We start from the raw sequence: 23,292 nt of genomic DNA on the forward strand, positions 1-23,292 counted from the left end.
GAACCGGCCCCGCGCTCCCCCTGACCGACCGACCTGACGAGGCACGATGAGCATCAGCACCCCGGGCGGCCCGGAGCGCCGTCCCACCGTGGTCAGCACCGGCAAGAAGCCGGCCGCCGGCCGGCCTGCGGCTGCCGACAAGCCCGCCGCGAAGGCCGGCTCGGGCAAGGCCGGGGGCGGCAAGGGCACGCCACGGCAGGGCTCCGGGGGCAAGGGCCGCAAGCCGGTCACCCCGGTCAAGGTGAGCCAGGGCCGGTCCTGGGGCCCGATCGCCCTCTTCGTCGCGGTCGGCGTCCTGGCCGTGGGCATCATCGGCGTCGGCGCCTGGGCGGTCTACCAGGGCGGCCAGCCGTGGCAGAAGCGGGCCGAGGCCATCGACGGCATCGTCGACTACCGCGCCAAGGACAAGGACCTGGTCAAGGGCGGCAACCACCAGCCCGGCACGATCAAGTACGACATCGTCCCGCCGGTCGGCGGCCCGCACAACCAGGCCTGGCAGAACTGCATGGGTGACGTCTACGACGCCCCGATCGCCAACGAGCACGCGGTGCACAGCCTGGAGCACGGCACGGTCTGGATCACCTACCGCCCCGACCTGCCCGCCGACCAGGTGGAGAAGCTCCGCAGCAAGGTGCAGGGCAAGGAGAAGATGATGCTCAGCCCGTTCGAGGGGCTGGACAAGCCGATCTCGCTCCAGGCCTGGGGCTATCAGCTCAAGGTCGACAACGCCGACGACGGCCGGATCGACGACTTCATCAAGACCCTGCGGGTGAACGCCTCCGTCGAGGGCCCGAATGCCCTCTGCGACCAGGGCGTCACCGCCACCGGCACCACCCCGCGCGACAACCTGCAGAACACCATGCCCGAGCAGCCCACCCAGTGAGGACGCCGCGATGACCGCTCCGGTGACCACCGACAGCGACCTGGACGAGGCTCCGGCCGCCGACCAGGGCGGCCGGGGCGCGGTGCGCCGCTACGGCCTGCTGGCGGTGGCCGCCGCCCTCGTGGCCGGGCTGGTCCTCGGGTACGCGGGTGGCCTGCTCACCCCGACGCTCACCCGCCCGGGTGAGAACTCGGCGGAGGCGGGGTTCGCCCGGGACATGACCGCCCACCACAACCAGGCCGTCGCGATGGGCCTGCTGGCGTTCGACCAGGGTCAGGACCCGGAGGTACGCCAGGTCGGCGTGGACATCGCCACCGGCCAGCAGGGCGAGATCGGCACCATGCAGACCTGGCTGCGCTCCTGGAGGCTGGACCCGACCGGCGAGCAGGCCCCGATGGCGTGGATGCCGGACGGCGCCGGCTTGGTCAAGGACGGCCTGATGCCGGGCATGGCGACGCCGGAGGAGATGGCGAAGCTGCGCGCGGCCACCGGTCGCGAGTTCGACGTGCTCTTCCTCCAGTTGATGATCCGCCACCACATCGGCGGGGTGCACATGATCGACGGCATCCTCGCCGAGGGCAGCGACGACGACGTGCTGGCGGTCGCCCAGACGATGAAGAACACCCAGCAGAACGACCTGACCAACCTGAGCGCGGCGCTGAAGCGCCTGGGCGGCACCCCGTAAACCCGCCCCGCACCATCCCCGAGGCCCGGTCCCCCTCCCAGGGGCACCGGGCCTCACCGTCCCCGCCCCGCCGGTTCTTGATCGACACCAGTTCGGGGAGGTGGCGGGGTCGGGGCGGGTGGGATGCAACCACTTCGGCGAAGTGGAGTCGATCAAGAATGGGATCGGGGCGGGCGGGCCGGTCGAGGAGGGACGGTGTGGGACGGGGGGGCCGCGCCGGGCGCTGGGCGATGTGGGGGTGGATGTCATGGTTTGGGCGTTTGTAACGGTTCGGGGTTAACGGGTCATTGTGGGGGTTGGAGAGTTTTCTACCCACATATCGTGACCAGTTGCGATTCGGGCTCGTTGCCCAAGACGTGGGGGTTGCACTCAGAGACGCAGGGCGGTCGGTGACCAGCTGGTGCCGACGCCACACCATCGGCGGTGACGGAGCGGTGGCAGCCGTCCGTCGCGGACTGCGGCAGGGCGAGCCGGGAACGCTCAGCCGCGAACAGGAACTCGAACTCATCGACGTGCTCCGGGGCGTTCACCCCGACGAGTTCGGCCTCGATGAGGAGCTCTGGACACGGCAGAGCCTGACCGCCCTCATCGAGCGCCGGTTCGGGCTGGCGATGGACGCCGGCACCGTCGGGGCGTACCTCCGGGCCTGGGGTCTGGGGCCGCGCGAGCCGCGCGAGCGGGCCTGCGGCCTGTGCGTCAGCGCGGTCGAGCGCTGGGTACGCAGTGAGTACCCGGCGATCACGCGGGCGGCGCAGGAGCACGCCGCGGAGGTCTACTGGATCGGCCGGGTACGCCTGCGTGGCACCATGCCCGCCGCCGACGTGGTCTCGGCGGTCTCCTCGCGGGGGCGGGTGCGGTTCATGGTCACCACACCGTCGGTGGATCCGCCGCTGCCCCGGGACTTCGTGCTGCGGCTCAGCGGCGCCGAGGAGCGCACCGTGCACCTGATAGTGGACGGCTCGTGGCCGCGCAACGAGTGGCCCCGCCGGCTGCCCCGCCGGGTCGTGCTGCACCCGCTGCCGAGCTGCGGCCGGGCCGTCACCGCAGCCTGATCCGGCGAAGATCGACTCGCGGGGGTACCGATTCGGTGATCCGGGAGGGGGTTTGCTACTCTTCTCGGGTCGCTGAGCCCCCGTAGCTCAGGGGATAGAGCACCGCCCTCCGGAGGCGGGAGCGCAGGTTCGAATCCTGCCGGGGGCACCTCACAGAAGACCTTCACGAGCCCGACAGCCACCCTGGCTGCCGGGCTCGTTCCGTTCCCGGGCGCGCCGGCTCCCTTGACCACCACCTCACTGCTTTACTACGTTACTAGTAAAGCAGTGAGGAGCACCGTGTTCGTCTTCCGGCTCGACACCCACTCCGGCGTGCCGCCGTACCTGCAACTCGTCCAGCAGGTCCGGCAGGCGGTGCTGCTGGGCTTTCTCCAACCCGGTGACCGCCTCCCGCTCATCCGCGAGGTGGTCGAGGACCTGGCGATCAATCCGAACACCGTCGCCAAGGCGTACCGGCAGATGGAGCAGGAGAACCTGGTCACCGGCCGTCCCGGCCAGGGCACGTTCGTCAACGAACAGCAGTCGGCCGCGATGTCGGCGTCGACGTACACGTCGTTGCGCCGTGGCCTGGCGACCTGGCTGCGCCGCGCCTACGCGGCCGGCCTCGACGAACAGGCGGTCGACGCGCTCTTCACCTCCGTCCACCAGCAGACGAGAAACGAGGACGTGGCGTGACAGCAACCGAGTTCGCGCTGCGCACCGACGGTGTGGGCAAGCGCTACCGGAAGGGCTGGGCGCTGCGCGACTGCACCCTGGCGCTGCCGACGGGCGGCGTGATCGCCCTGGTCGGGCCGAACGGCGCGGGCAAGACCACGCTGCTGCGCCTGGCCGTCGGGTTGCTGGCACCCAGCACCGGCACGGTGGAGGTACTCGGCCACGACGTCACCGCCAGCACCCCGCAGACGCTGTCCCGGGTCGGGTTCCTGGCCCAGGACCACCCGCTGTACAAGCGCTTCACCGTCGCCGAGATGCTCCGCTTCGGCCGGGCCTGCAACAGGCGGTTCGACCAGGGTCTGGCCGAGCGCCGGCTGGCGAAGCTGGGCATCCCGCTCGACCGCCGGGCCGGCACGCTCTCCGGCGGGCAGCAGGCCCAGGTCGCGCTGGCCCTGGCCCTGGCGAAGCGGCCGGACCTGCTCGTCCTCGACGAGCCGGTGGCCAGCCTCGACCCGCTGGCCCGGCACGAGTTCCTCCAGGTCCTCATGGGCGCGGTGGCCGAGGGCGGGGTGACCGTCCTGTTCTCCTCCCACGTCGTGCACGAGCTGGAGCGCGTCTGCGACCACCTGGTCGTGCTCAACCACGGCCGGGTCACGCTCACCGGTGACATCGACACCCTCCTCGCCGAGCACCGGCTGCTCGTCGGCCCGCGCACGGCCAACGACCTCGACCGGGCCGGCGCCGTCGTGGAGGCGGTCCACAGCGACCGGCACACGACCCTGCTGGTACGCGACGGCGGGCTCCCGGCCGCGCCCGGATGGCAGGCCCAGCCGGTCGCGCTGGAGGATCTGGTGCTGGCGTACCTGCGCCGGCCGCCCGGGCCGGGCGCCACGGTCACGCCGGGGGTGCCGGCATGACGTGGTTGATCTGGCGCCAGCACCGGACCGAGGTCTGCGTCCTGGGTCTGCTCGTCGGCCTGTTCGGCGTCGTTCTGCTTGTGCTCGGGGCGCAGGCCCACGACCTGTTCCCCGGCGGTCCCGCCCGGTGCGCGGGGCAGGCCGGCGTCGACGGGGCCTGCGCGGCCTCCTTCCGTCGGCTCGACGAGGAGTACGGGTACGTCGAGAACCTCCTGGCGGCCTTCTACCTGGTCCCCGTGGTCATCGGCGCGTTCCTCGGCGCGCCGCTGCTCGCGCGCGAACTGGAGGACGGCACCTGGCAGCTCGCCTGGACGCAGGCCGTGCCGCGGATGCGCTGGCTGGCGGCCAAACTCGCGGCACTCGCCGGCGTCACGGTCGCGCTCACCGGGACGTTCACCGCGGTGCTCACCTGGTTCCGTCAGCCGTTCGACGCGTGGGAGGGGCGGTTCCAGTACGACGCCTTCGACCTGGAGGGCCTCGTCCCGGTGGCGTACGCGCTGTTCGCGTTCGGCGTCGCCACCGCCGCGGGGGCGATCCTGCGGCGTAGCCTGCCCGCGTTCGGCGTCGCGATGGGAGCGTTCCTCGCCGCCCGGATGTCGGTGGCGCTGGTCGCCCGCCCGGCGTACGCCACGCCGCTCACCGCCACGGCGCCGGTCCCCGCCGGCGGCTCACCGGACCGGGCGGGGCAGCGGCCCGGCGTCGCCGACTGGGTGATCGACCACGGCTACGCGGACGCCACCGGGCGCCGGCTGAGCGGGACCGAGTTCGCCGAACTGGAGGGCGCCGCCGACCGGGCCGGCACCAACCTCAACCAGTTCCTGCACGCCCGGGGTGTCCAGCAGTTCGCGGTCTACCACCCGGCCGACCGGTTCTGGACGTTCCAGCTCGTCGAGGCGGCAGTGTTCGTCGCCGTCGCGGCCGTCCTGATCGGTGTGGTGGTGTGGCGGGTACGGCGCCGGGTGATCTAGCGGCTTCGGCGACCCGGCGACGCTGACGCGGACCGGTGTCTACCCGGACTCGCGGCGGGCCTTCGCGCGGCGCTTGCCCTCGTGCATCGCCTGCACCCGGGCCACCGGGATGGTCCGCCCCTGCTCGACCAGATCCGCCGGCAGCCGCTGCGGCGCGGGCAGCGCCTCCGCCCAGGGATCCCGGTCACCCAGCAGCGCGGGCACGGTCCGCAGGGTGAAGTCGGCCGGGCTCGCGCTCTCCAGGTCGGTCCAGCCCACCGGGTACGACACGGTGGCGCCGGGCCGGATCCGAGGGCTGTAGGCGGCCACCACCGTCGCACCGTACGCCCGGGTGGAGTCGACGAAGACGCGGCCGCCGCGGTCGGCGACGATGAACGCGGTGGTCGCGGCCGCCGGGTCGAGCCGTTCGGTACGGGCGGCGAGCGCCCGGGTCGCGGCGGCGGCCTCCTCCGCGGTGGTGGCCGGGTCCACGGGCACGATCACGTGCACCCCCTTGGCGCCGCTCGTCTTCACCGCGCCGGCCAGCCCGGCGTCGGCGAGCGCCTGCCGCACCAGCAGTGCGACCCGCACCACGGCGCCGAACGCGTCCCCCTCCGGTGGATCGAGGTCGAGCACCAGGTGGGTCGGATGCTCGGCCTGCCCGGCAGGAGCGAGCGTCGGGTGGTACTCCACCGCCCGCTGGTTGGCGAACCAGAGCAGCGTCCGCCGGTCGTCGCAGAGGGCGTACGAGATCCGCCGGCGCGACGCCTCCGCCCACACCTCGGTGCGGCGGACCCAGTCGGGCGTGTACTTCGGCAGGTTCTTCTGCATGAACGGCTCCTGGCCGGGCCGCACCCGCAGCACCGACAGCGGCCGGTCCCGCAGTTCCGGCAGGATCCGGTCGCCCACGGCGTCGAGGTAGTCGACCAGGTCGCGTTTGGTCGCCCCGGCGCCGTCAAACAGCGGCTGGTCGAGGTTGGTCAGCGACACTCCGGCCCGGGTCTCGTCGGCGGCACCCATCGGACCACCATCCCGGGCCGGGCCCGGCTCGGCAACCCCGACACGGTGCCCGGCGCGGCGGAGCAGGCTGGCGCGTGCACCGTCCGGGAGGCGCTGGACCGGGTCGGCGGCAAGTGGGCCATCGGCATCCTGATCGCCGCCTCGGCCGGCCCGGTCCGCTTCACCGAGCTGGAGCGCCGGGTGGAGGGGATCAGCCGGCGGATGCTCACGCTGACGCTGCGCAACCTGGAGCGGGACGGGCTGCTGGACCGGCACGTGCATCCCACGGTGCCGCCGAAGGTGGAGTACACCGCCACGCCGATGGCCCGGGAGCTGTACGAGTCGCTGGTGGCGCTGACGAGCTGGGCGGAGCGGCACCGGGAGGCGATCAGCGCGGCTCGGGCCGAGTACGACGGCAGGCACGACCACCCACCGGCCTGACCCAGCCCTCCACCCGCTCGACCCAGTCGATGTGGTGGTCGAACAGCCAGGCCTGGGCGGCGCCGTCGTTGCGCGCCAGGTATCGGGCGGCGAGTGGCATGCCCAGGTCCCGGACCAGCCGCCCGACCGGGCCGGCGACCTTCGTGGTGCTGGTCCGCCGCCCCTGTGCGACCACCCGTTCCACCCGGTCGCGGCGCAGCCGCTCATAGGCCCGGAAGGCGGCCGGCACGTCCGGGAGGTCGCGCAGGCAGCGGGCGAGTTGGACGGCGTCCTCGAAGGCCATCGCCGCGCCCTGGCCGGAGGAGGGGGCGGCGGTGTGCGCCGCGTCGCCGATCACGATCATGCAGCTGCGGTGCCAGACCGGCACCGAGGGCAGGTCGTACGTGGGCCAGCCGTACTCGATCCGCGCGGTGTGGTCGAGGATCCTCCCCGCCGGGCCAGGGTCGTCGGCGAGCAGCGCGTGCAGCCGGGAGCGGGCGTCCTCCGGGCCGGTCGCGGCGAGTTGCTCCCGGCTCGGCTCGACCGGCTGCGGCGGGTTGGCGAACCACCAGACGTCGTCCTCCCCCACCACGATCCAGCAGAAGAAGCAGCGCCGGCCGAACATCATCTGCATCACGCCGCGTTCGTCGGGCAGGCGCAGCCCTCGGGCGAAGCCACCGGCGTTCAGCAGCGGCACGTAGCGGGGCGCGGGCGCGGCCGGGTCGATCAGGGTGCGGACCCGGGAGCGCAGCCCGTCGGCCCCGATCAGCAGGTCGCCGTGGACGGTCCGGCCGTCGGCGAACCGGGCGTCGACGCCGCCGTCGGCGGTGACCGCGTCGGTCAGCCGCGCGCCGTGCACGAACTCGACGCCCCGGCGCCGCGCCTCGTCGCGCAGTGCCCGGTAGAGGTCGGATCGGCCGACGGTACGGCTGCCGGGTGCCCCGAACTCCGCGAGGCGGCGCCCCCTGTGGTTGCGCATGACCATCCGGGGCGTCAGGTGCCCGAGCCGGGCCACCGGGCCGTCGAGGTCGATCGCACGCAGCGCGTCCAGCCCGTTGACGGAGAGCGTCAGGAACGCGCCCACCCCTACCGCGTCGCGCGGGTACGCCTCGTACACGGAGGCGTCGATGCCGGCGCGCCGCAGCGCCATGGCGGCGACCGGACCGGCCAGGCCGGAGCCGACGACAAGAGCCTTAGTCATGCAATGACTATACATAGAATGACTATTGGGCGACAGGGGCCACCTAGGGTGAGGGCATGACGATTCGTCGCTCGCCGCTCGCGATGATGGTGCTGGCCCTCCTGGTCGAGGAGCCGATGCACGCGTACCGGATGCAGCAGCTCATCCGGGAGCGGGAGAAGCACGACGTGGTCAACGTGGCGCAGCGCAACAGCATCTACCAGACCATCGAACGGCTGCGCCGCGACGAGCTGATCCGGGTCGCCGAGACCACGCGCGAGGAGGGGCGGCCGGAGCGGACCGTCTACGCGCTCACCCCGTCGGGTCGGCGCACGCTCGACGGGTGGCTCGCCGACGCGCTCGCCACCCCCGCCCGGGAGTTCCCGGAGTTCCCCGCCGCCCTGTCGTTCCTGCCCATCCTGCCGCCCGAGGAGGCCGCCAGGCGGCTCGACCAGCGGGCCGGCGTCATCGAGGCACGGCTGCACGAGCGCGAGGCGGCGTTGAGCGCGGCGGGGCTGCCCCGGCTCTTCCTGGTCGAGGACGAGTACCAGCTGACAGTGCTCCGCGCCGAACTGGACTGGGTACGCGGGCTCGTCGCCGACCTGCGCTCCGGCGCGCTCACCTGGTCCGGCGAATGGCTGGCCGACTGGACCGGCACGTCGTCCTGAGCTGCGGAAACGGGTCGCTGTGGCGAACGCCACGCGGTGGATCTGACCGATCGGTCAGCGTCTGACCGATCGGTCAGGCATGCTGGACCACATGGCGCGACCGACCCCCGCCACCCACGACGAGCTGCTGGCCGCGGCCGCTCGCCGGTTCGCCGTCACCGGGTACAAGGGCACCTCGCTGCAGGACATCGCCCGCGAGGTGGGCTGCTCCAAGGCGACGGTGCTCTACCACTTCGCCAGCAAGGACGCCCTGCTCTGTGAGCTGATGGCCCCGGCCATAACCATGCTGGAGGAACTGGACGCCCGGATCGCCGCGCACACCGGCGCCGAGGCCCAGCGCGTCGCCGCGGACGGCTTCGTCGATTTGGCGGTCCGCTTCCGCCGGGAGATCGCGCTGCTGCGGGGAGAGTTCCCCGACCTGCTCCAGCAGCCCGCGTTCGCCCACGTCCAGGAGATCTCCGAACAACTCATCGCCGCCTTCTCCGGCTTCTCCGACCGTCCGGAGGCACGCGTCGCGGCGCTCGTCGTGCTCGCCGGCATCGCCGAGACCTGCGGCGAGTTCCTGGACATCCCCGACGACCAGCTACGACCCGCGCTGCTCGCGGTGGCGTACCGCGCGCTCGAAGTCACCACCTGATCCGTTCCTGCGAGGACAAGGAAGGTCCATGGCGACCCTGCTGTACCGGCTCGGCCGGGCATCCCTGCGCCGGCGGCGACTCGTCGCCGTCGTCTGGCTCGTCGTACTCGTCGGCCTCGGCCTGGCCGCGGCCACGCTGCGGGGCCCGACGGCGAGCAACTTCACCATGCCGGGCACCGAGTCGCAGAAGGCGATCGACCTGCTCGCCGACCGCTTCCCGGCGGCCAGCGGCGCCACCGGCACGATCGCGGTCAAGGCGCCACAGGACGGCGCGCTGACCTCACCCGCCGGACAGGCGGTGGTCAAGCAGGTCACCCAGGAGGCGGCCACGCTGCCCGGCGTGGTCGGCGCGGTCGACCCGTACCAGGCGCAGGCGCTCACCCCGGACGGCCGGTACGCGCTGATCCAGGTGCAGTTCGCCGGCGGCGCCGACGAGGTCACCGACGAGCAGCGCGACGCGTACGAGAAGGTCGGCGCGCAGGCCGAGGCGCAGGGCTGGCAGATCGCCCCCGGCGGCGAGGTGCTCAACGGTGAGCCGGAGGTCGGCTCGACCGAGGCGATCGGCGTGCTGGTCGCGGCGATCGTCCTGGTGATCACGTTCGGCTCGCTCGTGGCGGCCGGGATGACCATGCTGAACGCGCTGATCGGCGTCGGCGTCGGCATGGCCGGCCTGTTCGCGCTCAGCGGCGCGGTCGAGCTGACCAGCACCGCGCCGATCCTGGCGCTGATGCTCGGCCTCGCGGTCGGCATCGACTACTCGCTGTTCATCACCTCCCGGCACCGGCAGAACCTGCTCGACGGGCTCTCCCCGGAAGAGGCGGTCGGCCGTGCGGTCGGCACCGCCGGCTCGGCTGTGGTCTTCGCCGGCGCGACGGTGGTGGTGGCGCTCGCCGGCCTGGCCGTGGTGGGCATCCCGTTCCTCACCGTGATGGGCCTGGCCGCGGCCGGCACCGTGACGGTGGCCGTGCTGGTGGCGATCACGCTGGCCCCGGCGCTGCTCGGCTTCGCCGGCCACAAGGTGCTGCCGCGCAAGCTGCGTGACCGCAAGGCGGTCGAGGATCCGACCACCGGCTCGGAGGACCGCTCCGGCTTCGGCTTCCGCTGGGCGGGGTGGGTGACCAGGCTGCGCATCCCGGTCATCCTGGTCGGGCTGCTCGGCCTCGGCCTGCTCGCGATCCCGGCCCAGGACATGCGCCTGGCGCTGCCGGACGCCTCCGCCGCGGCCGAGGGCACCCCGGCCCGGGTCAGCAGCGACCTGATCCGGGAGGGCTTCGGCCCCGGCTTCACCGGCCGGCTCGCGGTCGTGGTGACCGCCGACTCGCCGCAGGACACCCAGGCCGCCATCCCGCAGGTCACCGCGCTGGTCCAGAAGACCGACGGGGTGCTGGCGGTGGCCCCGCCGCAGGTCGACCCGTCGGGGCGCACCGCGCTGCTCGGCGTGATCCCCGAAACCGGGCCGACCGACGAGGCGACCGAGAAGGTCGTGCATGACATCCGTGAGCAGGTCGCCGGCATCCAGAACGCCGACGTGCTGCTCACCGGCGTCACAGCGGTCGGCATCGACGTGTCGGAGAAGCTCTCCGACGCGCTGCCGGTCTACCTGCTGCTGGTGGTGGGCCTGTCGATCCTGCTGCTGATGCTGGTGTTCCGGTCGATCCTGGTGCCGGTGAAGGCGGCCCTGGGCTTCCTGCTCACCGTGGCCGCCACCTTCGGAATCACTGTGGCGGTGTTCCAGCAGGGCCACCTGGCCGACCTGGTCGGCCTGGACACCCCGGCGCCGCTGGTCAGCTTCCTGCCGATCCTGCTCATCGGCATCCTGTTCGGCCTGGCCATGGACTACGAGGTCTTCCTGGTCTCCCGGATGCGCGAGGACTTCGTGCACGGCGACACCGCCCAGCAGGCCACCATCAACGGCATGGGACACGGCGCCCGGGTGGTCACCGCCGCCGCACTCATCATGATCTCGGTGTTCGGCGGCTTCGTCTTCCTGGAGGACCCGATCATCAAGTCGATGGGCTTCGCGCTCGCGATCGGTGTCGCCATCGACGCGTTCGTGGTCCGGATGACCATCGTGCCGGCGGTGATGTCGCTGCTGAACAACGCCGCCTGGTGGCTGCCGCGCTGGCTGAACAAGATCCTGCCCAACGTGGACGTCGAGGGTGAGGGCCTGCGCGCCCACCTCGCCGAGAAGCAGCACGCGAACGTGTGAGCCGTACGGGTGGGGTCCGTCCGGGCCCCACCCGTCACACACCCGCTGGATACGTCTCCATCTCACCGGGCGCCACGAGCGTCGGCAGCGGGTGCAGCGCTGTCGTCTCGTCGCACCAGATGAACGCGTCGTAGCGCTCACCCAGCCGGGTCGGCACGTAGTTGCCCCAGGACTCGAAGCTCGGGTCGTACACCACCCCGACGGCCCGGTGGTCCGCCTCGCCGGTCACCCACTCCGGCTGGTCGTCGCCGCCGAAGACCAGCACCGCCCGGTCCGGCATCAGCTCGTGCAGCCGACGCTCCACCGAGCCCTCCCGGGCCGGCGGTACCACCATCGTCTCGGCCGGTGAGCCCCAGCGCGGCGCGGCGACCACGCTGCCGCGAAAGCTGCCGAAGCCGATCAGCGCCACCGCGTCCCGGCCGTGCCGTTCCCGGCCGAGCTGCCCGATGTTGACCATGCCGTCCGCCGCCATGTCGGTGGCCCGGGCGTCGCCGACGTGCGTGTTGTGCGCCCACACGATGCCCCGCGAGCCCGGCCCGTACCGGTCGAGCAGCCGGTCGAGCGTGTCGGCCATGTGGACGTCGCGGACGTTCCACGACTCGGGCCCGCCGCCGACCATGGCCCGGTAGTACCGCTCCGCGCCGGCCACCACCTCCGCGTTCTGCCAGGCCGAGAAGCGGTCCGGGCCGTCCGCGGCGGCCTGTTCCCGGGTACGCGCGAGCAGCCGGACCACCTCCTCCTCACACCGGGCGGAGACGAACCGGCTGGCCATCCCGTACTCCTCGACCCGCTTGCCGTACGGCTCGAAGCAGCGGTACGCCTCCTGGGCCGCCTCCAGCGAGGCCGGATCCTCCTCGCCGAGGTAGTCGAAGATGGCCTGCATCGACTCCCAGAGGGAATACACGTCCAGCCCGTGGAAGCCGGCCCGCTCCCCCTCCGGGCGTTCCAGGTTCCACGCCCGCAGCCAGCGGCAGAAGCGGGCCACCTCGGCGTTCGCCCACATCCAGGTGGGCCAGCGCTCGAAGCGTTCCAGCGCGACGAGCGGATCGGCCGCGCCGTCCGGGGCGCCGACCACCGATCGGTGCACCCGGTCGCAATCCGGCCAGTCCCCCTCCACCGCCACGAAGTCGAACCCCTGTTCGGCGATGAGCCGCCGGGTGAGCTGTTCCCGCAGCCGGTAGTAGTCGTAGCTGCCGTGCGTCGCCTCACCGATCATCACCACCCGGGCGTCCCGCACGCGGTCCAGCAAGGGGTCGAAGTCGCTCGGCGCGCCGAGCCGCTGTACCAGCATGTCAGCGGCTACCCGGGGCCCGCCGGGACAAACCGCCGCGCTGAGCCCGGCGGTTCGTGCTGCCGGGCGCGGCCCGGACCCGGCGGCCGGCATGGCGCCGGGCTGAGCGGGTAGCCGGGCGGCATGACCGTCACCGGCGCGCAGTTGCAGGAGTTCCTGGCCGGGCTGGACTACCCGGTCTCCCGGGAGGATCTGGTCCGCTGGGGCCAGGAGAACGGCGCCAGCACCGAGGCGCTCCAGGCGCTGAAGTCCCTGCCGGCCGAGGAGTTCCACAGCTCCACCGAGCTGGGCGAGGCGATCGTCACGCTGGCCGGCGCCTGACCGGCGGGTGTTAAGCGGGGCCCCCTCCTCTACCGAAGACGTTAAGGAGGGGCCCTTCCTTACAGCTCGACGGTGCGGCCCTGCGCGCGGGCGGTCTGCGCGGCGTCCAGCACCGCCACCACCTCGCGGCCGAACCGCACGTCGCAGCGGTGGTCGCGGGTGCCGGCGTCGACCTCCTCCAGCAGTTGGTCGAGCGCGGCGCCGAACGCCTGGAGCGCGCTGCCGTCGCCGGGCGGGACCGTCTCGGTGCCGTTCTCGCCGAAGAAGACGAAGTCCCGGGTGACCGCCTCGGACGGCGCGTCGAGGGTGAGCGAGAGTGAACTGGTCGCGCCGCCGTCGTGGGTGAGCAGCAGGTGCACCAGGCCGCTCGGGCCGTCCATCGCGGCGACCCGGGTGACCCGGCCGAGCACCGGCAGGATCAGCGACAACGCGTGCGGGCCGATGTCCCAGAGCGCGCCGCGCTCCCGCCGCCAGGTCGAGTCGCCGTACGGATTTCCGGGCTGGAAGATCGACGCGAACATGGTGGCGCGGGCGTGCTGCCAGCCGCCGGCCGCCGCGGTCGAGGCGAGGAAACCGGTGACGTTCGGGTGGAAGCGCTGGGTGAAGAAGACCACCGAGGCGACCCCGGACGCCTGGGCCGCCGCGACCACCCGGTCGGCGTCGGCGAGGTCGAGCGCCAGCGGCTTGTCCAGCAGCAGGTGCCGCCCGGCGGTGGCGGCCCGCACGGCGATGTCGGCCTGCACGTCCGGCGGGAGCGCCACGGCGACCGCGTCGCAGGCGTCGATGAGCGCGTCGACGTCGGTGAAGGCCGGTACGCCGTGCCGGGTGGCCAGTTCCTCCGCCTTCGCCGGGTTGCGCCCCCAGACGCCGGCGAGCCGGGCCCGCGGGTGCGCCTCGATGGCCGCGGCGTGCGTCTCCGCCGCCCAGTAACCCGTGCCGAACAACCCGAACCGCACCCCGGCCCCCTGCCGTCGACGTCCGCCACCGGCGTGCGCCGGGACCGTGATCCACGCTAGTCCCCCGGCCCGTCCGGCGCGCCCCGACCCGGCGGGTGAGCCGCTACCGGAATGCGGGCCAGTGCTCCGGCCTTCAGGCCGGGGGTGAAGGCCCGCGCTGGCAAGGCCGCCGAGGCCCGAGAAGTGCCTTAGACCGGGCGGTTCTGCTGCTCGATGTACTGCTTCACGACGATCAGCGGAGCCCCGCCGACGGAGCCCGCAAAGTACGAACCCGACCACAGCTTGTTGGCCCGGTAGTAGTGCCGCACGAGGTCGGGGAACTCCTGCCGCAGACGGCGCGAGGACACGCCCTTGAGGGAGTTGACCAGGCGGGTCACCGCCACCTTGGGCGGGTAGTTCACGAGCAGGTGGACGTGGTTGTTCTCGCCGTTGAACTCGACCAGCTCCGCCTCGAAGTCGGCGCACACGTCCCGCATGACCTGTTCCATGCGGGTCAGGTGCCGGTCGGCGAACACCTTGTGCCGGAACTTCGTCACGAAAACCAAGTGAACATGCATCGCAAAAACGCAGTGTCTACCAGTGCGGATGCCTTGAATTTCTGCCATAAACCAACATGGTACAGTGCTTCTCGTGCAGCTCCGGTACAACGTCCGCGTCTATTTGACGCCCGGCCAGCAGATCGAGCTGGCGCGGGCGTTCGGGTGTGCGCGGGTGGTGTTCAACGACGGGCTGCGCCTGCGGCAGCAGGCCCGGGAGGCGGGCGAGAAGTACATCTCCGACGGGGAACTGTCGCGCCGTCTGATCACGGAGGCGAAGCTGACGCCGCAGCGGGCGTGGCTGGGCGAGGTGTCGGCCGTGGTGTTGCAGCAGGCCCTGGCGGACCTGAACACCGCCTACCGGAACTTCTTCGCCTCGATCTCGGGTAAGCGTAGGGGCCGCACGGTGGCCCCGCCCCGGTTCCGGTCGCGCAAAGACAACCGGCAGGCCATCCGGTTCACGAAGAACTCCCGGTTCCGTGTGCTGGACAACGGGCGGCTGCGCCTGCCGAAGATCGGCGACCTGCACGTTCGGTGGTCACGGGCCCTGCCGTCAGACCCATCCTCCGTGGCGATCATCCGGGACGCGGCGGGACGGTACTTCGCCTCGTTCGTCGTTCAGACGGGCGAGGACGAGACGTTGCCTCCGGTCAAGCCCGAGATCGGAATCGACCTGGGCCTGACCCACTTCGCCGTCATGTCCGACGGCACGAAGGTCGCCGCGCCGAAGTTCCTGCGCCGGGCCGCACGCAAGCTCAAGCGTCTGCAACAGGATCTCTCCCGCAAGCAGCGCGGGAGTCAGAACCGCAAGAAGGCCGTCGTCAAGGTCGCCAGGGCGCACGCCCGGGTGGCCGACACCCGGCGGGACTGGCAACACAAGCTCTCGACGCAGATCATCCGCGAGAACCAAGCGGTGCACGTCGAGGACCTGTGCGTGAGTGGTCTCGGCCGGACCCGGCTCGCCAAGAGCGTCCACGACGCCGGGTGGGCCAGCTTCACCGCCATGCTGGAGTACAAGGCCGCCCTATACGGGCGCACCTTCGGCCGGGTGAACCGGTTCTTCCCGTCCACCCGCATGTGCTCGCAGTGTGGCCGCATCAACGACAAGATGGCGCTCAACGTCCGAGCGTGGGACTGCCCCTGCGGAGCCGCCCACGACCGAGACCACAACGCCGCACTCAACATCAAGGCCGCCGGACAGGCGGACTTCAACGCCCGTGGAGCACACGTAAGACCGGGACTCGTCCCGGCGGCGCGCAACGAAGCGGGAACCCACCCGGACGCCGCGCGGTCCACGCGCAGCGTGGAGGGAATCTCCGTCCTTCAGGGCGGAGAGGATGTCAATACGCCGGTTAGTAGGCTGTGCCGGTGAACGACACCGTGTCGACGACCAGCGCGGCGGCCGCCTCTCCGGTGGACGGGCCGCTCGCCACGGTCGCGATCGTGATCTCGCTGGCGGTCGCGGTCTGGGCCCTGGTGGCGGCGGTACGCCACCGGCCGCCGGACCGGATCCAGTTCGTCGGCCTGGCCGTGCTGGAGGTGGCGCTGCTCGCGCTCACCGTGACGGCGCTCGTCGCGCTCGGCGGCGGGGACCGGCCGGGCGAGCCGGGCGCGTTCTTCGGCTACCTGGCGACGCTCGTCTGCCTGCCGCCGCTGGCCTGGGTGCTGGCCCGGATGGAGCCGACCCGCTGGGGCTCGGGCATCATCTGCGCGATCTGCCTGGTCACGCCGGTGGTGGCGGTACGCCTCCAGCAGACCTGGGAGATCCTCGGTGGCTGACCCCACCACCGGCCACGAGCAGCGCGCCACCAACCGTGGGCCAGGGCGGTTGCTGATCGCCGTCTACATCCTCTTCGCCATCGCCGCGACCTCACGGGCCGGCCTGCAGATCGCCACGAAGTTCGACGAGGCGCCGGTGGCGTACCTGCTCTCGGCGCTCGCCGCGCTGATCTACATCGTGGCGGCGGCCGGGCTGGCCCGGGCCGGGCACGCGGGCCGCCGGGTCGCGCTGGCCTGCTGCACCGTCGAACTGGCCGGGGTGCTCGGGGTGGGCGTGCTGAGCATCGCCGACAAGGAGCTGTTCCCGGACGAGACGGTCTGGTCCGACTTCGGCAGCGGCTACGGCTACGTGCCGCTGGTGCTGCCGGTGCTCGGCCTGTTCTGGCTCTGGCGCACCCGGCGCGACCCCGCCTGAGCGGGCCCGCGCCGGGTGGGGCGGGTCAGTCCTTCGGACCGCCGGCCACGTAGATGACCTGGCCGGAGACGAAGGACGCGCCCTCGCTGGCCAGGAACGAGATGGTGTGCGCGACGTCCTCGGGGCGGCCGGGACGGCGTACCGGGATCTCGGCGGCGGCGTGCTTCTGCAGGTCGTCGAAGTCGACCTTCATCCGGGCCGCGGTCGCCGCGGTCATGTCGGTGACGATGAAGCCCGGCGCGACCGCGTTGACTGTCACCCCGAACGGGCCCAGCTCGATCGCCAGCGTCTTGGTGAAGCCCTGGAGGCCGGCCTTGGCGGCCGAGTAGTTCGCCTGGCCCCGGTTGCCGAGCGCGGACGTGCTGGACAGGTTGACGATCCGGCCCCACTTCGCCTCGACCATGTGCTTCTGTGCGGCCTGGCTGAACAGGAACGCCCCGCGCAGGTGCACGCCCATGACCGTGTCCCAGTCGCCCTCGGTCATCTTGAACAGCAGGTTGTCACGCAGCACGCCGGCGTTGTTGACGAGCACGGTCGGTGCGCCCAGTTCGGCGGCGATCCGTTCCACGGCGGCCTCGACCTGGGCCCGGTCGGACACGTCGGCGCCGACGCCGAGAGCCCGGCCGCCGGCCGAGCCGATGGCGTCCACTGTCTCCTTGGTCGCGGACTCGTCGATGTCGACCACGGCGACGGCCATGCCGTCGGCCGCCAGCCGGCGGGCGGTCGCCGCCCCGATGCCGCGCGCGGCTCCGGTGACGATGGCGACGCGGGGCTCCTCCGACATGCTTACCTCCCGGTAACTTGTGGCTCGATCGAAGGAGCTTAACCCGCCGGTACGCCGCCCCCTACCGATCGCTGCCCCGGCAGAGCCGGATCCACCGGTAGCCGTACCCGCCGAGCTTGAGCCGGTCGAGCTTGCCCACGTCCTCGTAGTTGCGGTCGCTCAGCACGTCGATCGGCAGGTCCGCCTCCGGCGCCAGCGTGCTCAGGTCGACCTCGACGTCCTCCGTGCCGAGGTTGTGCAGGAAGACCATCGTCCCGGTACGTCCGTCGGCGCGGTGCGCGAGCACCCCCGGCGGCATGGGCACGTCGATGTGGGTGGTGCTGCCCGAGCCGATCTCCGGCGCCTCGCGCAGCGTACGGATCATCCGCTCGAACCAGCCGAGCAGTGACCGGGGATCCTTGCGCTGGGCGGTGACGTTGACGTTCTGGTAGCCGTACTCACCCTTGTCGATCACCGGGCGGACCAGCTTCTCCGGCTCGGCCGTGGAGAAGCCCGCGTTGTCCTTGTAGGACCACTGCATCGGGGTACGGATCGCGTCGCGTCCGTCCAGCGCCAGGTTCTCCCCCATGCCGATCTCCTCGCCGTAGCGCAGCACCGGCGTGCCGCGCAGCGAGAACTGCAACGCGTACGCCAGCTCGATGCGCCGGCGGTCGTTGCCGAGCATGGGCGCGAGACGGCGGCGGATGCCCCGGCCGTAGAGCTGCATGTTCTCGTCCGGCCCGAACGTCGCCAGCACGTCGCTGCGCTGGTCGGCGGTGAGCCGGGACAGGTCGATCTCGTCGTGGTTGCGCAGGAACGTCGCCCACTGGCCGCCGGTGGGCAGCTTCGGGGTGTCGCGCAACGCGTCGATGATCGCCTCCGGGTCCTCCCGGGCCAGGGCGAGCATCAGCCGGCCGTTGAGCATGAAGTCGAACAGCATGTGGATCCGGTTGCCCGAGCCGCTGCCGTCGCCGAAGTAGACGGGCAGCTCGTCCGGCTCGACGTTCGCCTCGGCCAGCAGGACCGCGTCGCCGCGCCGCCACTGCACGTGCTGGCGCAGGTCGGTGAGGAAGTCGAAGTCCTTCGGTGAGTTCGGGTTGCCCGGCTCGGTGCGCTCGATGATGAACGGCACCGCGTCCATCCGGAAACCGGAGACGCCGAGCTGGAGCCAGAACGAGGTGATCTTCTTGATCTCCGCCCGGACCTTCGGGTTCTCGACGTTCAGGTCCGGCTGGAACTTGTAGAAGCGGTGGTAGTACCACGCCTTGGCGGTCCGGTCGTACGTCCAGGTCTCGTGCTGCTCGCCCGGGAAGACCATGCCCTGGTGGCGGTCGTCCGGCTCGTGGTCGGCCCAGACGTACCAGTCCCGGTACGGCGAGTCGGGCGAGGACCGGGCCGACTGGAACCACGGGTGCTGGTCCGAGGTGTGGTTGACCACCAGGTCGATGATCACCCGGATGCCCCGGTTGCCCGCCTGGTGCAGCAGTTCGGCGAAGTCACCGAGCGTGCCCAGGCGCGGGTCGACGTTGTAGAAGTCGGTCGCGTCGTACCCGTCGTCCTTGTTCGGCGAGGGGTGGATCGGGTTCAGCCACAGGCAGGTCACGCCGAGCCGGGCCAGATAGTCCAGCCGGCCGATCAGGCCCTGGAAGTCACCCACCCCGTCGCCGTCGGAGTCCGCGTACGTGTCGACGTCGAGGCAGTAGACGACCGCCTCCTGATACCACCTGTCACCCATGCGGGGACTAGTTCTCCGATCGCGCCCGGCGGCAAACCCGGTACGGTGCCGGGATGGGCGAGGAGGCGTACGACTGGTCCGCCGGCACCTGGCTGAACCCGCCGGAGCGGGCCGAGCCGGTCGACGGCGGCCTGCTGGTCGAGCCGCGCGGCGGCAGCGACTTCTGGCGGCGCACCAGCTACGGCTTCGTGCACGACGACGGCTCGGCGCTGCTCGCGCCGTTCGGCCTGGGCAGCGCCGTGGAGGTGTCGTTCCGGCTCGACTACTCCGCCCAGTTCGACCAGGCCGGCGTGCTGGTCCGGGTGGACGAGCGGCGGTGGACCAAGGCCGGGGTCGAGGTGAGCGACGGTTCGCCGCAGGTGGGTGCCGTGGTCACCGACGAGCGCTCCGACTGGTCGGTGGCGCCGGTGCCGCAGTGGTCGGGCCGGGAGGTGACGGTGCGGGTGAGCCGGGCCGGCGACGCGCTCACCGTGCGGGCCCGGTGCGAGGACGAGCCGTGGCGGCTGGTCCGCGTCGCCCCGCTCGATCCGGACGCGGTGGCGACGGCCGGGCCGTACTGCTGCTCGCCCAGCCGCGGCGGCCTGCTGGTCCGCTTCACCGGCTGGCGGCGAGGTCCGGCGGACGCCGCGCTGCACCCGGAGGGCTGAGTCGCAGGTGTGACGCCCGACCGTCCGGGTATCACGTCGGGATCTCCGGCTCCACGCGTGGAAGGACCGCCATGGCCCTGGCCCAGGACGTCGACCCGAACCAGTTCACCGGGCTGACCGGCTGGGTGGCGAGCGTGATCGACTCGCTCGGCGCGGTCGGCGTGGCGCTGCTGGTGGCGTTGGAGAGCATCGTCCCGCCGATCCCGAGCGAGATCGTGCTGGCGATGGCCGGCTACCTGTCCGCCGAGGGCCGGTTCAACGTGGTGCTCATCGTGGTCGCCGCGACTGTCGGCTCGCTGCTCGGCGCGCTGGCGCTCTACTGGCTCGGCGCGGCGCTCGGCGAGGACCGGCTCAAGCGCTGGCTGGACCACATCCCGCTGGTCGACCTGCAGGATCTGGAGAAGGCCGACCGCTGGTTCGAGCGGCACGGACGGTGGGCGGTGCTGATCGGCCGGGTGGTGCCGGTGGTGCGCAGCCTGGTCTCGATCCCGGCCGGCGCGAACCGGATGCCGCTGGGCGAGTTCATCCTGCTCACCACGCTCGGCAGCGGCGTGTGGAACGCGCTGATCGTCGGCGCCGGCTTCGCCCTCGGGTCACGGTGGGAGGACGTCGACAGGTACAGCCAGTGGTTCAACTACGCGATCTTCGCCGTCTTCGGTTTCATGATCGTGAGCTGGGCGGTGAAGAAGGTGCGCCGGCGGCGCGGCCGGCAGTCGGTGACCACCGGGCGTTGACCGCCGCGCGGGCGGCCCGAACCCCGAGGGGTCCGGGCCGCGTTCCGGCCGCGGTCAGCGGCGGAAGGTGAACCAGTTGACGTTGACGAAGTCGGACGGCTGGCCGCTGCTGAACGTCAGGTAGACCGTGCGCCGGCCGGTCACCGCGCCGACGTTGCCGGGCACCGAGCGCCAGGTCTGCCAGCCGCCGGTGTTGCCGACCGCGAAACTGCCGATCGGCGGCGCGGTCGGGCTGTCCACCCGGACCTCGACCAGCCCGCTCACTCCGGGCGCCGCGCCGGAGGCGACCCGGGCCACGAAGTCGCGCGGCGGCGTCGAGCCGAAGTCGACGTTGTCGTAGCGGGCCCAGTCGCCGTTGGCGAGCCAGCCGATGTCCTGGCCGCCCTCGGCGCACGTCTCCACCTGCACGCCGTTCTGCGCGTTGAACGACTCGGCCTGGATCGTCGCGTACGCGTCGCGCACCCCGCCCGGCGGCGGCGTGGTCGGGGTCGGCGACGGGTTGCTCCCGCCACCCCGGGTGTAGACGGCCACGTAGTCGACAAGCATCGACCGGCCGGGCACCGTCGCGGCGGTGGGCGTCGCCGAGCCGGCCACGCCGTCCGGGAAGCCGCCGCCCATCGCCACGTTGAGTAGCAGGAAGTAGCCGGCGTGGTTGGTCATCTGACTCCAGTACGGCTCACCGATCTGGTTCTGCCGGACGGTGTGGAAGAGCTGGCCGTCGACGTACCAGCGCAGTTGCTGCGGGCTGGTCGAGGCGTCCCACTCGAACCGGTAGGTGTGGAACGCCGACTGGCAGGTGCTGCCCGGGCAGGCCCGGGACGCGCCGATGCCGTTGAACTCGCCGCACGGGCCGCCCGGCGCGACACCGCAGTGCAGCACGCCCCAGACCGAGTTGATCCCGTTGACGTTCTCCATCACGTCGAACTCGCCGATGCCCGGCCAGTTCTGGTAGTTGCCGCGGTACGGCGAGCCGAGCGCCCAGAACGCCGGCCAGTACCCGGAGGCCGCCGCGCCTGTCACGTTCGGCATCTGGATCCGGCCCTCCAGGGCCAGGACGCCACCCGACGGCGCCTTGAAGTTCGAACGCACCGTTTCGATCCGGGCCGAGGTCCAGCGGCCGGCCGAGTCCCGCAGCGGTGTGATGCGCAGGTTGCCCGAGCCGTCGTGGGCCAGGTTGGCGGTGCTGGAGGTGTAGGTCTGGATCTCGCCGGTGCCCCAGTTGGCCGGGCCGCCCGGGTAGCCGGTGCCGGTGTCGATGATCCAGTTGGCGGACGAGGGCAGCGTGCCGGCGGAGCCGGTGAAGTCGTCGCTCCACACCAGGCTCCACCCGGACGGCGTGGGGGGCACGGCGGCCTGGGCGGTCATCGAGACGCCCGCGAGCGCCGTGGTGAGCGCGAGGACACCGGCGGCCAGGGCGAGCCGGCGGTGCGTTCGGGGCACGGTTGCGGGGGCGGCCGGGGCCGCCGGAATCGGGTTCATTCTGGGTGCCTCTCTGCGGGGACGGGTCCGGAGAGCGCTCTCTGAGAGCGATTTCTACGCGCCCGCCCCCGCACTTGTCAACGCCTGTCGATGGCTTCCGCCGGCTGCGGCCGGCGCAGCACCACCTGCTCCAGCGCCGTCCACGCCGTAGTGGTGACCAGATAGAGCACCGCCGCCAGCGGCACCACGAGCGCCACCAGCACCGTGCCGTACGGCAGCAGCGGCAGCAGCCGCCCGAGCACCGCCGCGCCCGGACCCTCGGCCGGTGCGCCGGCCACGGTGCCGGTGGCAGCCGCCGCCCGGCGCATCCGCCGCGAGGACCACCAGGCCAGCGCGAGCAGCGCGGCCAGCAGCACCCCGAACACCAGCGGCACCGGGCCGGCGAGCCCGTCGCCGAGGTGCCACCCCAGCGGTACGCCGGCGAGCCGCTCCCCCAGCAACTCCGGCGCCCCGTCACCGGTGGCGAACACGCGATACATGACCAGGAAGAACGGTGCCTGCAACAGCGCCGGCAGGCAGCCCGCGACCGGGCTGGCGCCGGCGTTGCGGTAGAGCGCGAACAGCTCGCTCTGGAGGCGGGCCGGATCGTCGGCGTACCGGCGCTGAAGTTCCCGCACCTCGGGGGCGAGCGCGGTGCGGCGCCGCTCGCCGCGGACCTGGGCCACCGTCAGCGGCGAGATCAGGAGCCGGACGGCGACCGTGAACAGGACGATGGCGGCGGCCGTCGCGGCGCCGCCGGTGAGCGGGGCGAGCACGTCGGCGAGCCAGGTGACGACGGTGGCCGCGGCCGAGGCCGCGGAGTGCAACGGAGCGAAGGCGAACATGGGTGGACCCCTCGATTGCGATTCCGGTGTCCCGGGCGGCGACACGCCGCACGGCGGGACGGATGACGACGGAATCGGCCGCGAAAGCCCGGGCGGAGCAACCGGCGACCCGCCGGCGGACGGCTACGCGGCCGAGGGGCGCAGGCCGGGTGCGCGGGGGCGCGGACGCCCCGCTGCGTCCGGGTCGACCTGCCGGGGCACCCCGCGACGGCGGGCGCGGGCTCGCAGCGCGGCGGCGAACCGGGTGCCGGGCGGTGTGGGCAGCGCGCGGACCCGCAGCGCGAGCAGAGTGGCGAGCAGCAGCGCGGCGACGACGGCCGCACCCGCGATCAGGCCGGCCGGCCGGTCGGCGAACAGGGCGAGGGCGTAGGCCCACGCCCCCGTCAGCACCGCCAGCATCCCGGCCACGCGACCACACTAGCCCCCCGTGTCACGCCCCGGGCACCCTGCGCGCACGCCGGACCGGCACGCCGCCGCTCCGGCCCGGACGACCCGAACGGGCGAACCGGCGCCGACACGCCACCGGCACGTTTCCGGAAACGGACACGGTGGGTAACAGGG

25 protein-coding genes, 1 tRNA gene and 1 pseudogene are annotated in these 23,292 nt (G+C 72.4%); 17 read left to right on the forward strand and 10 right to left on the reverse strand.

What is annotated here, in order from left to right:
• Window positions 1–46: 46 nt before the first annotated feature.
• The 7 genes from KSK32_RS05980 (at window position 47) to KSK32_RS06010 (ending at window position 5,159) form a co-directional block, all read left to right on the forward strand.
• On the forward strand, window positions 47–883 hold the full coding sequence (locus tag KSK32_RS05980) for a DUF3105 domain-containing protein (protein ID WP_216929308.1): 837 nt from the start codon (window positions 47–49) through the stop codon (window positions 881–883).
• Between the two features lie 10 nt (window positions 884–893).
• Window positions 894–1,568 (forward strand): DUF305 domain-containing protein, encoded by a 675-nt coding sequence (locus tag KSK32_RS05985; protein ID WP_216929309.1) that lies wholly within the window; start codon window positions 894–896, stop codon window positions 1,566–1,568.
• A 356-nt stretch (window positions 1,569–1,924) separates the two neighbouring features.
• On the forward strand, window positions 1,925–2,620 hold the full coding sequence (locus KSK32_RS05990; RefSeq protein WP_216929318.1) for a winged helix-turn-helix domain-containing protein: 696 nt from the start codon (window positions 1,925–1,927) through the stop codon (window positions 2,618–2,620).
• Window positions 2,621–2,696: 76 nt separating this feature from the next.
• A tRNA-Arg gene (locus KSK32_RS05995) sits at window positions 2,697–2,768 on the forward strand.
• 131 nt (window positions 2,769–2,899) lie between these two features.
• Window positions 2,900–3,295, forward strand: a complete 396-nt coding sequence (locus KSK32_RS06000; protein WP_046568276.1) for a GntR family transcriptional regulator — start codon at window positions 2,900–2,902, stop codon at window positions 3,293–3,295.
• A complete protein-coding gene (locus KSK32_RS06005; protein WP_216929320.1) occupies window positions 3,292–4,191 on the forward strand; it encodes an ABC transporter ATP-binding protein in 900 nt (299 codons plus the stop codon). Before KSK32_RS06000 ends, KSK32_RS06005 begins: the two co-directional genes overlap by 4 nt.
• Window positions 4,188–5,159, forward strand: coding sequence for an ABC transporter permease subunit (locus tag KSK32_RS06010; protein WP_216929322.1), 972 nt, complete (start codon window positions 4,188–4,190; stop codon window positions 5,157–5,159). The genes KSK32_RS06005 and KSK32_RS06010 overlap by 4 nt, the downstream gene beginning before the upstream one ends.
• A gap of 39 nt (window positions 5,160–5,198) precedes the next feature.
• Here the strand turns inward: KSK32_RS06010 and ligD are convergent, their stop codons facing one another.
• Window positions 5,199–6,158 (reverse strand): non-homologous end-joining DNA ligase, encoded by a 960-nt coding sequence (gene ligD, locus KSK32_RS06015; RefSeq protein ID WP_216929324.1) that lies wholly within the window; start codon window positions 6,156–6,158, stop codon window positions 5,199–5,201.
• Between the two features lie 45 nt (window positions 6,159–6,203).
• Here ligD and KSK32_RS06020 point away from each other — a divergent pair, with 45 nt between their 5' ends.
• Entirely contained in the window at window positions 6,204–6,578 is a 375-nt protein-coding gene (locus KSK32_RS06020; RefSeq protein ID WP_216929326.1) for a helix-turn-helix domain-containing protein, read from the forward strand.
• On the opposite strand, the gene KSK32_RS06025 is transcribed toward KSK32_RS06020, so the two are convergent.
• Window positions 6,526–7,758, reverse strand: a complete 1,233-nt coding sequence (locus KSK32_RS06025) for an NAD(P)/FAD-dependent oxidoreductase (protein WP_216929328.1) — start codon at window positions 7,756–7,758, stop codon at window positions 6,526–6,528. The genes KSK32_RS06020 and KSK32_RS06025 overlap by 53 nt on opposite strands.
• A 56-nt stretch (window positions 7,759–7,814) precedes the next feature.
• Between KSK32_RS06025 and KSK32_RS06030 the strand changes: the two genes are divergently transcribed.
• From KSK32_RS06030 to KSK32_RS06040, 3 genes are all read left to right on the forward strand, one after another.
• Window positions 7,815–8,405 (forward strand): PadR family transcriptional regulator, encoded by a 591-nt coding sequence (locus tag KSK32_RS06030; protein ID WP_254186954.1) that lies wholly within the window; start codon window positions 7,815–7,817, stop codon window positions 8,403–8,405.
• Window positions 8,406–8,496: 91 nt separating this feature from the next.
• A complete protein-coding gene (locus KSK32_RS06035) occupies window positions 8,497–9,042 on the forward strand; it encodes a TetR/AcrR family transcriptional regulator (RefSeq protein ID WP_216929330.1) in 546 nt (181 codons plus the stop codon).
• Between the two features lie 28 nt (window positions 9,043–9,070).
• On the forward strand, window positions 9,071–11,251 hold the full coding sequence (locus tag KSK32_RS06040) for an MMPL family transporter (RefSeq protein WP_216929332.1): 2,181 nt from the start codon (window positions 9,071–9,073) through the stop codon (window positions 11,249–11,251).
• 34 nt (window positions 11,252–11,285) lie between these two features.
• Here the strand turns inward: KSK32_RS06040 and KSK32_RS06045 are convergent, their stop codons facing one another.
• The gene (locus KSK32_RS06045) at window positions 11,286–12,542 is read right to left on the reverse strand and encodes an erythromycin esterase family protein (RefSeq protein WP_216929340.1); all 1,257 of its coding nucleotides are present in this window, start codon (window positions 12,540–12,542) and stop codon (window positions 11,286–11,288) included.
• A gap of 123 nt (window positions 12,543–12,665) precedes the next feature.
• Here KSK32_RS06045 and KSK32_RS06050 point away from each other — a divergent pair, with 123 nt between their 5' ends.
• Window positions 12,666–12,863 (forward strand): DUF2795 domain-containing protein, encoded by a 198-nt coding sequence (locus tag KSK32_RS06050; protein WP_216929342.1) that lies wholly within the window; start codon window positions 12,666–12,668, stop codon window positions 12,861–12,863.
• A gap of 59 nt (window positions 12,864–12,922) precedes the next feature.
• Here the strand turns inward: KSK32_RS06050 and KSK32_RS06055 are convergent, their stop codons facing one another.
• Window positions 12,923–13,819, reverse strand: a complete 897-nt coding sequence (locus KSK32_RS06055) for a Gfo/Idh/MocA family protein (RefSeq protein ID WP_216929344.1) — start codon at window positions 13,817–13,819, stop codon at window positions 12,923–12,925.
• A gap of 188 nt (window positions 13,820–14,007) precedes the next feature.
• On the reverse strand, window positions 14,008–14,424 hold the full coding sequence (gene tnpA / locus KSK32_RS06060; protein ID WP_216929346.1) for an IS200/IS605 family transposase: 417 nt from the start codon (window positions 14,422–14,424) through the stop codon (window positions 14,008–14,010).
• A gap of 25 nt (window positions 14,425–14,449) precedes the next feature.
• On the opposite strand from tnpA, the gene KSK32_RS06065 reads away from it, so the two are divergent.
• The 3 genes and pseudogenes from KSK32_RS06065 to KSK32_RS06075 all read left to right on the forward strand — a co-directional run bounded on the left by KSK32_RS06065 (window position 14,450) and on the right by KSK32_RS06075 (window position 16,602).
• A complete protein-coding gene (locus KSK32_RS06065; protein WP_216929348.1) occupies window positions 14,450–15,727 on the forward strand; it encodes an RNA-guided endonuclease TnpB family protein in 1,278 nt (425 codons plus the stop codon).
• A complete protein-coding gene (locus tag KSK32_RS06070) occupies window positions 15,724–16,134 on the forward strand; it encodes a hypothetical protein (protein WP_374226694.1) in 411 nt (136 codons plus the stop codon). Before KSK32_RS06065 ends, KSK32_RS06070 begins: the two co-directional genes overlap by 4 nt.
• Window positions 16,127–16,602 (forward strand): annotated as a pseudogene (locus KSK32_RS06075) (hypothetical protein). Before KSK32_RS06070 ends, KSK32_RS06075 begins: the two are co-directional and overlap by 8 nt.
• Here the strand turns inward: KSK32_RS06075 and fabG are convergent.
• Together fabG and KSK32_RS06085 are read right to left on the reverse strand one after the other, a co-directional pair.
• A complete protein-coding gene (fabG, locus tag KSK32_RS06080) occupies window positions 16,575–17,333 on the reverse strand; it encodes a 3-oxoacyl-ACP reductase FabG (RefSeq protein WP_013288301.1) in 759 nt (252 codons plus the stop codon). The pseudogene KSK32_RS06075 and the gene fabG overlap by 28 nt on opposite strands.
• 61 nt (window positions 17,334–17,394) lie before the next feature.
• On the reverse strand, window positions 17,395–19,047 hold the full coding sequence (locus tag KSK32_RS06085) for an alpha-amylase family protein (protein ID WP_216929353.1): 1,653 nt from the start codon (window positions 19,045–19,047) through the stop codon (window positions 17,395–17,397).
• A gap of 53 nt (window positions 19,048–19,100) precedes the next feature.
• Here KSK32_RS06085 and KSK32_RS06090 point away from each other — a divergent pair, with 53 nt between their 5' ends.
• Window positions 19,101–19,694, forward strand: coding sequence for a DUF1349 domain-containing protein (locus tag KSK32_RS06090; protein WP_216929355.1), 594 nt, complete (start codon window positions 19,101–19,103; stop codon window positions 19,692–19,694).
• A gap of 71 nt (window positions 19,695–19,765) precedes the next feature.
• On the forward strand, window positions 19,766–20,428 hold the full coding sequence (locus KSK32_RS06095) for a DedA family protein (protein WP_216929357.1): 663 nt from the start codon (window positions 19,766–19,768) through the stop codon (window positions 20,426–20,428).
• A 54-nt stretch (window positions 20,429–20,482) separates the two neighbouring features.
• Here KSK32_RS06095 and KSK32_RS06100 read toward each other — a convergent pair whose 3' ends face one another.
• From KSK32_RS06100 to KSK32_RS06110, 3 genes are all read right to left on the reverse strand, one after another.
• Window positions 20,483–21,907 carry a carbohydrate-binding protein gene (locus KSK32_RS06100; RefSeq protein ID WP_254186955.1) on the reverse strand — a complete coding sequence of 475 codons (1,425 nt, stop codon included), beginning with the start codon at window positions 21,905–21,907 and terminating at the stop codon, window positions 20,483–20,485.
• Window positions 21,908–21,984: 77 nt separating this feature from the next.
• Window positions 21,985–22,731: a membrane protein insertase YidC gene (locus tag KSK32_RS06105; protein ID WP_216929359.1), complete on the reverse strand. Its 747-nt coding sequence runs from the start codon at window positions 22,729–22,731 to the stop codon at window positions 21,985–21,987.
• Between the two features lie 123 nt (window positions 22,732–22,854).
• The gene (locus tag KSK32_RS06110; RefSeq protein ID WP_216935846.1) at window positions 22,855–23,130 is read right to left on the reverse strand and encodes a DUF6412 domain-containing protein; all 276 of its coding nucleotides are present in this window, start codon (window positions 23,128–23,130) and stop codon (window positions 22,855–22,857) included.
• Window positions 23,131–23,292: the final 162 nt, after the last annotated feature.

The organism is Micromonospora sp. WMMB482, assembly GCF_019038635.1.
Classification (GTDB): domain Bacteria; phylum Actinomycetota; class Actinomycetes; order Mycobacteriales; family Micromonosporaceae; genus Micromonospora; species Micromonospora marina.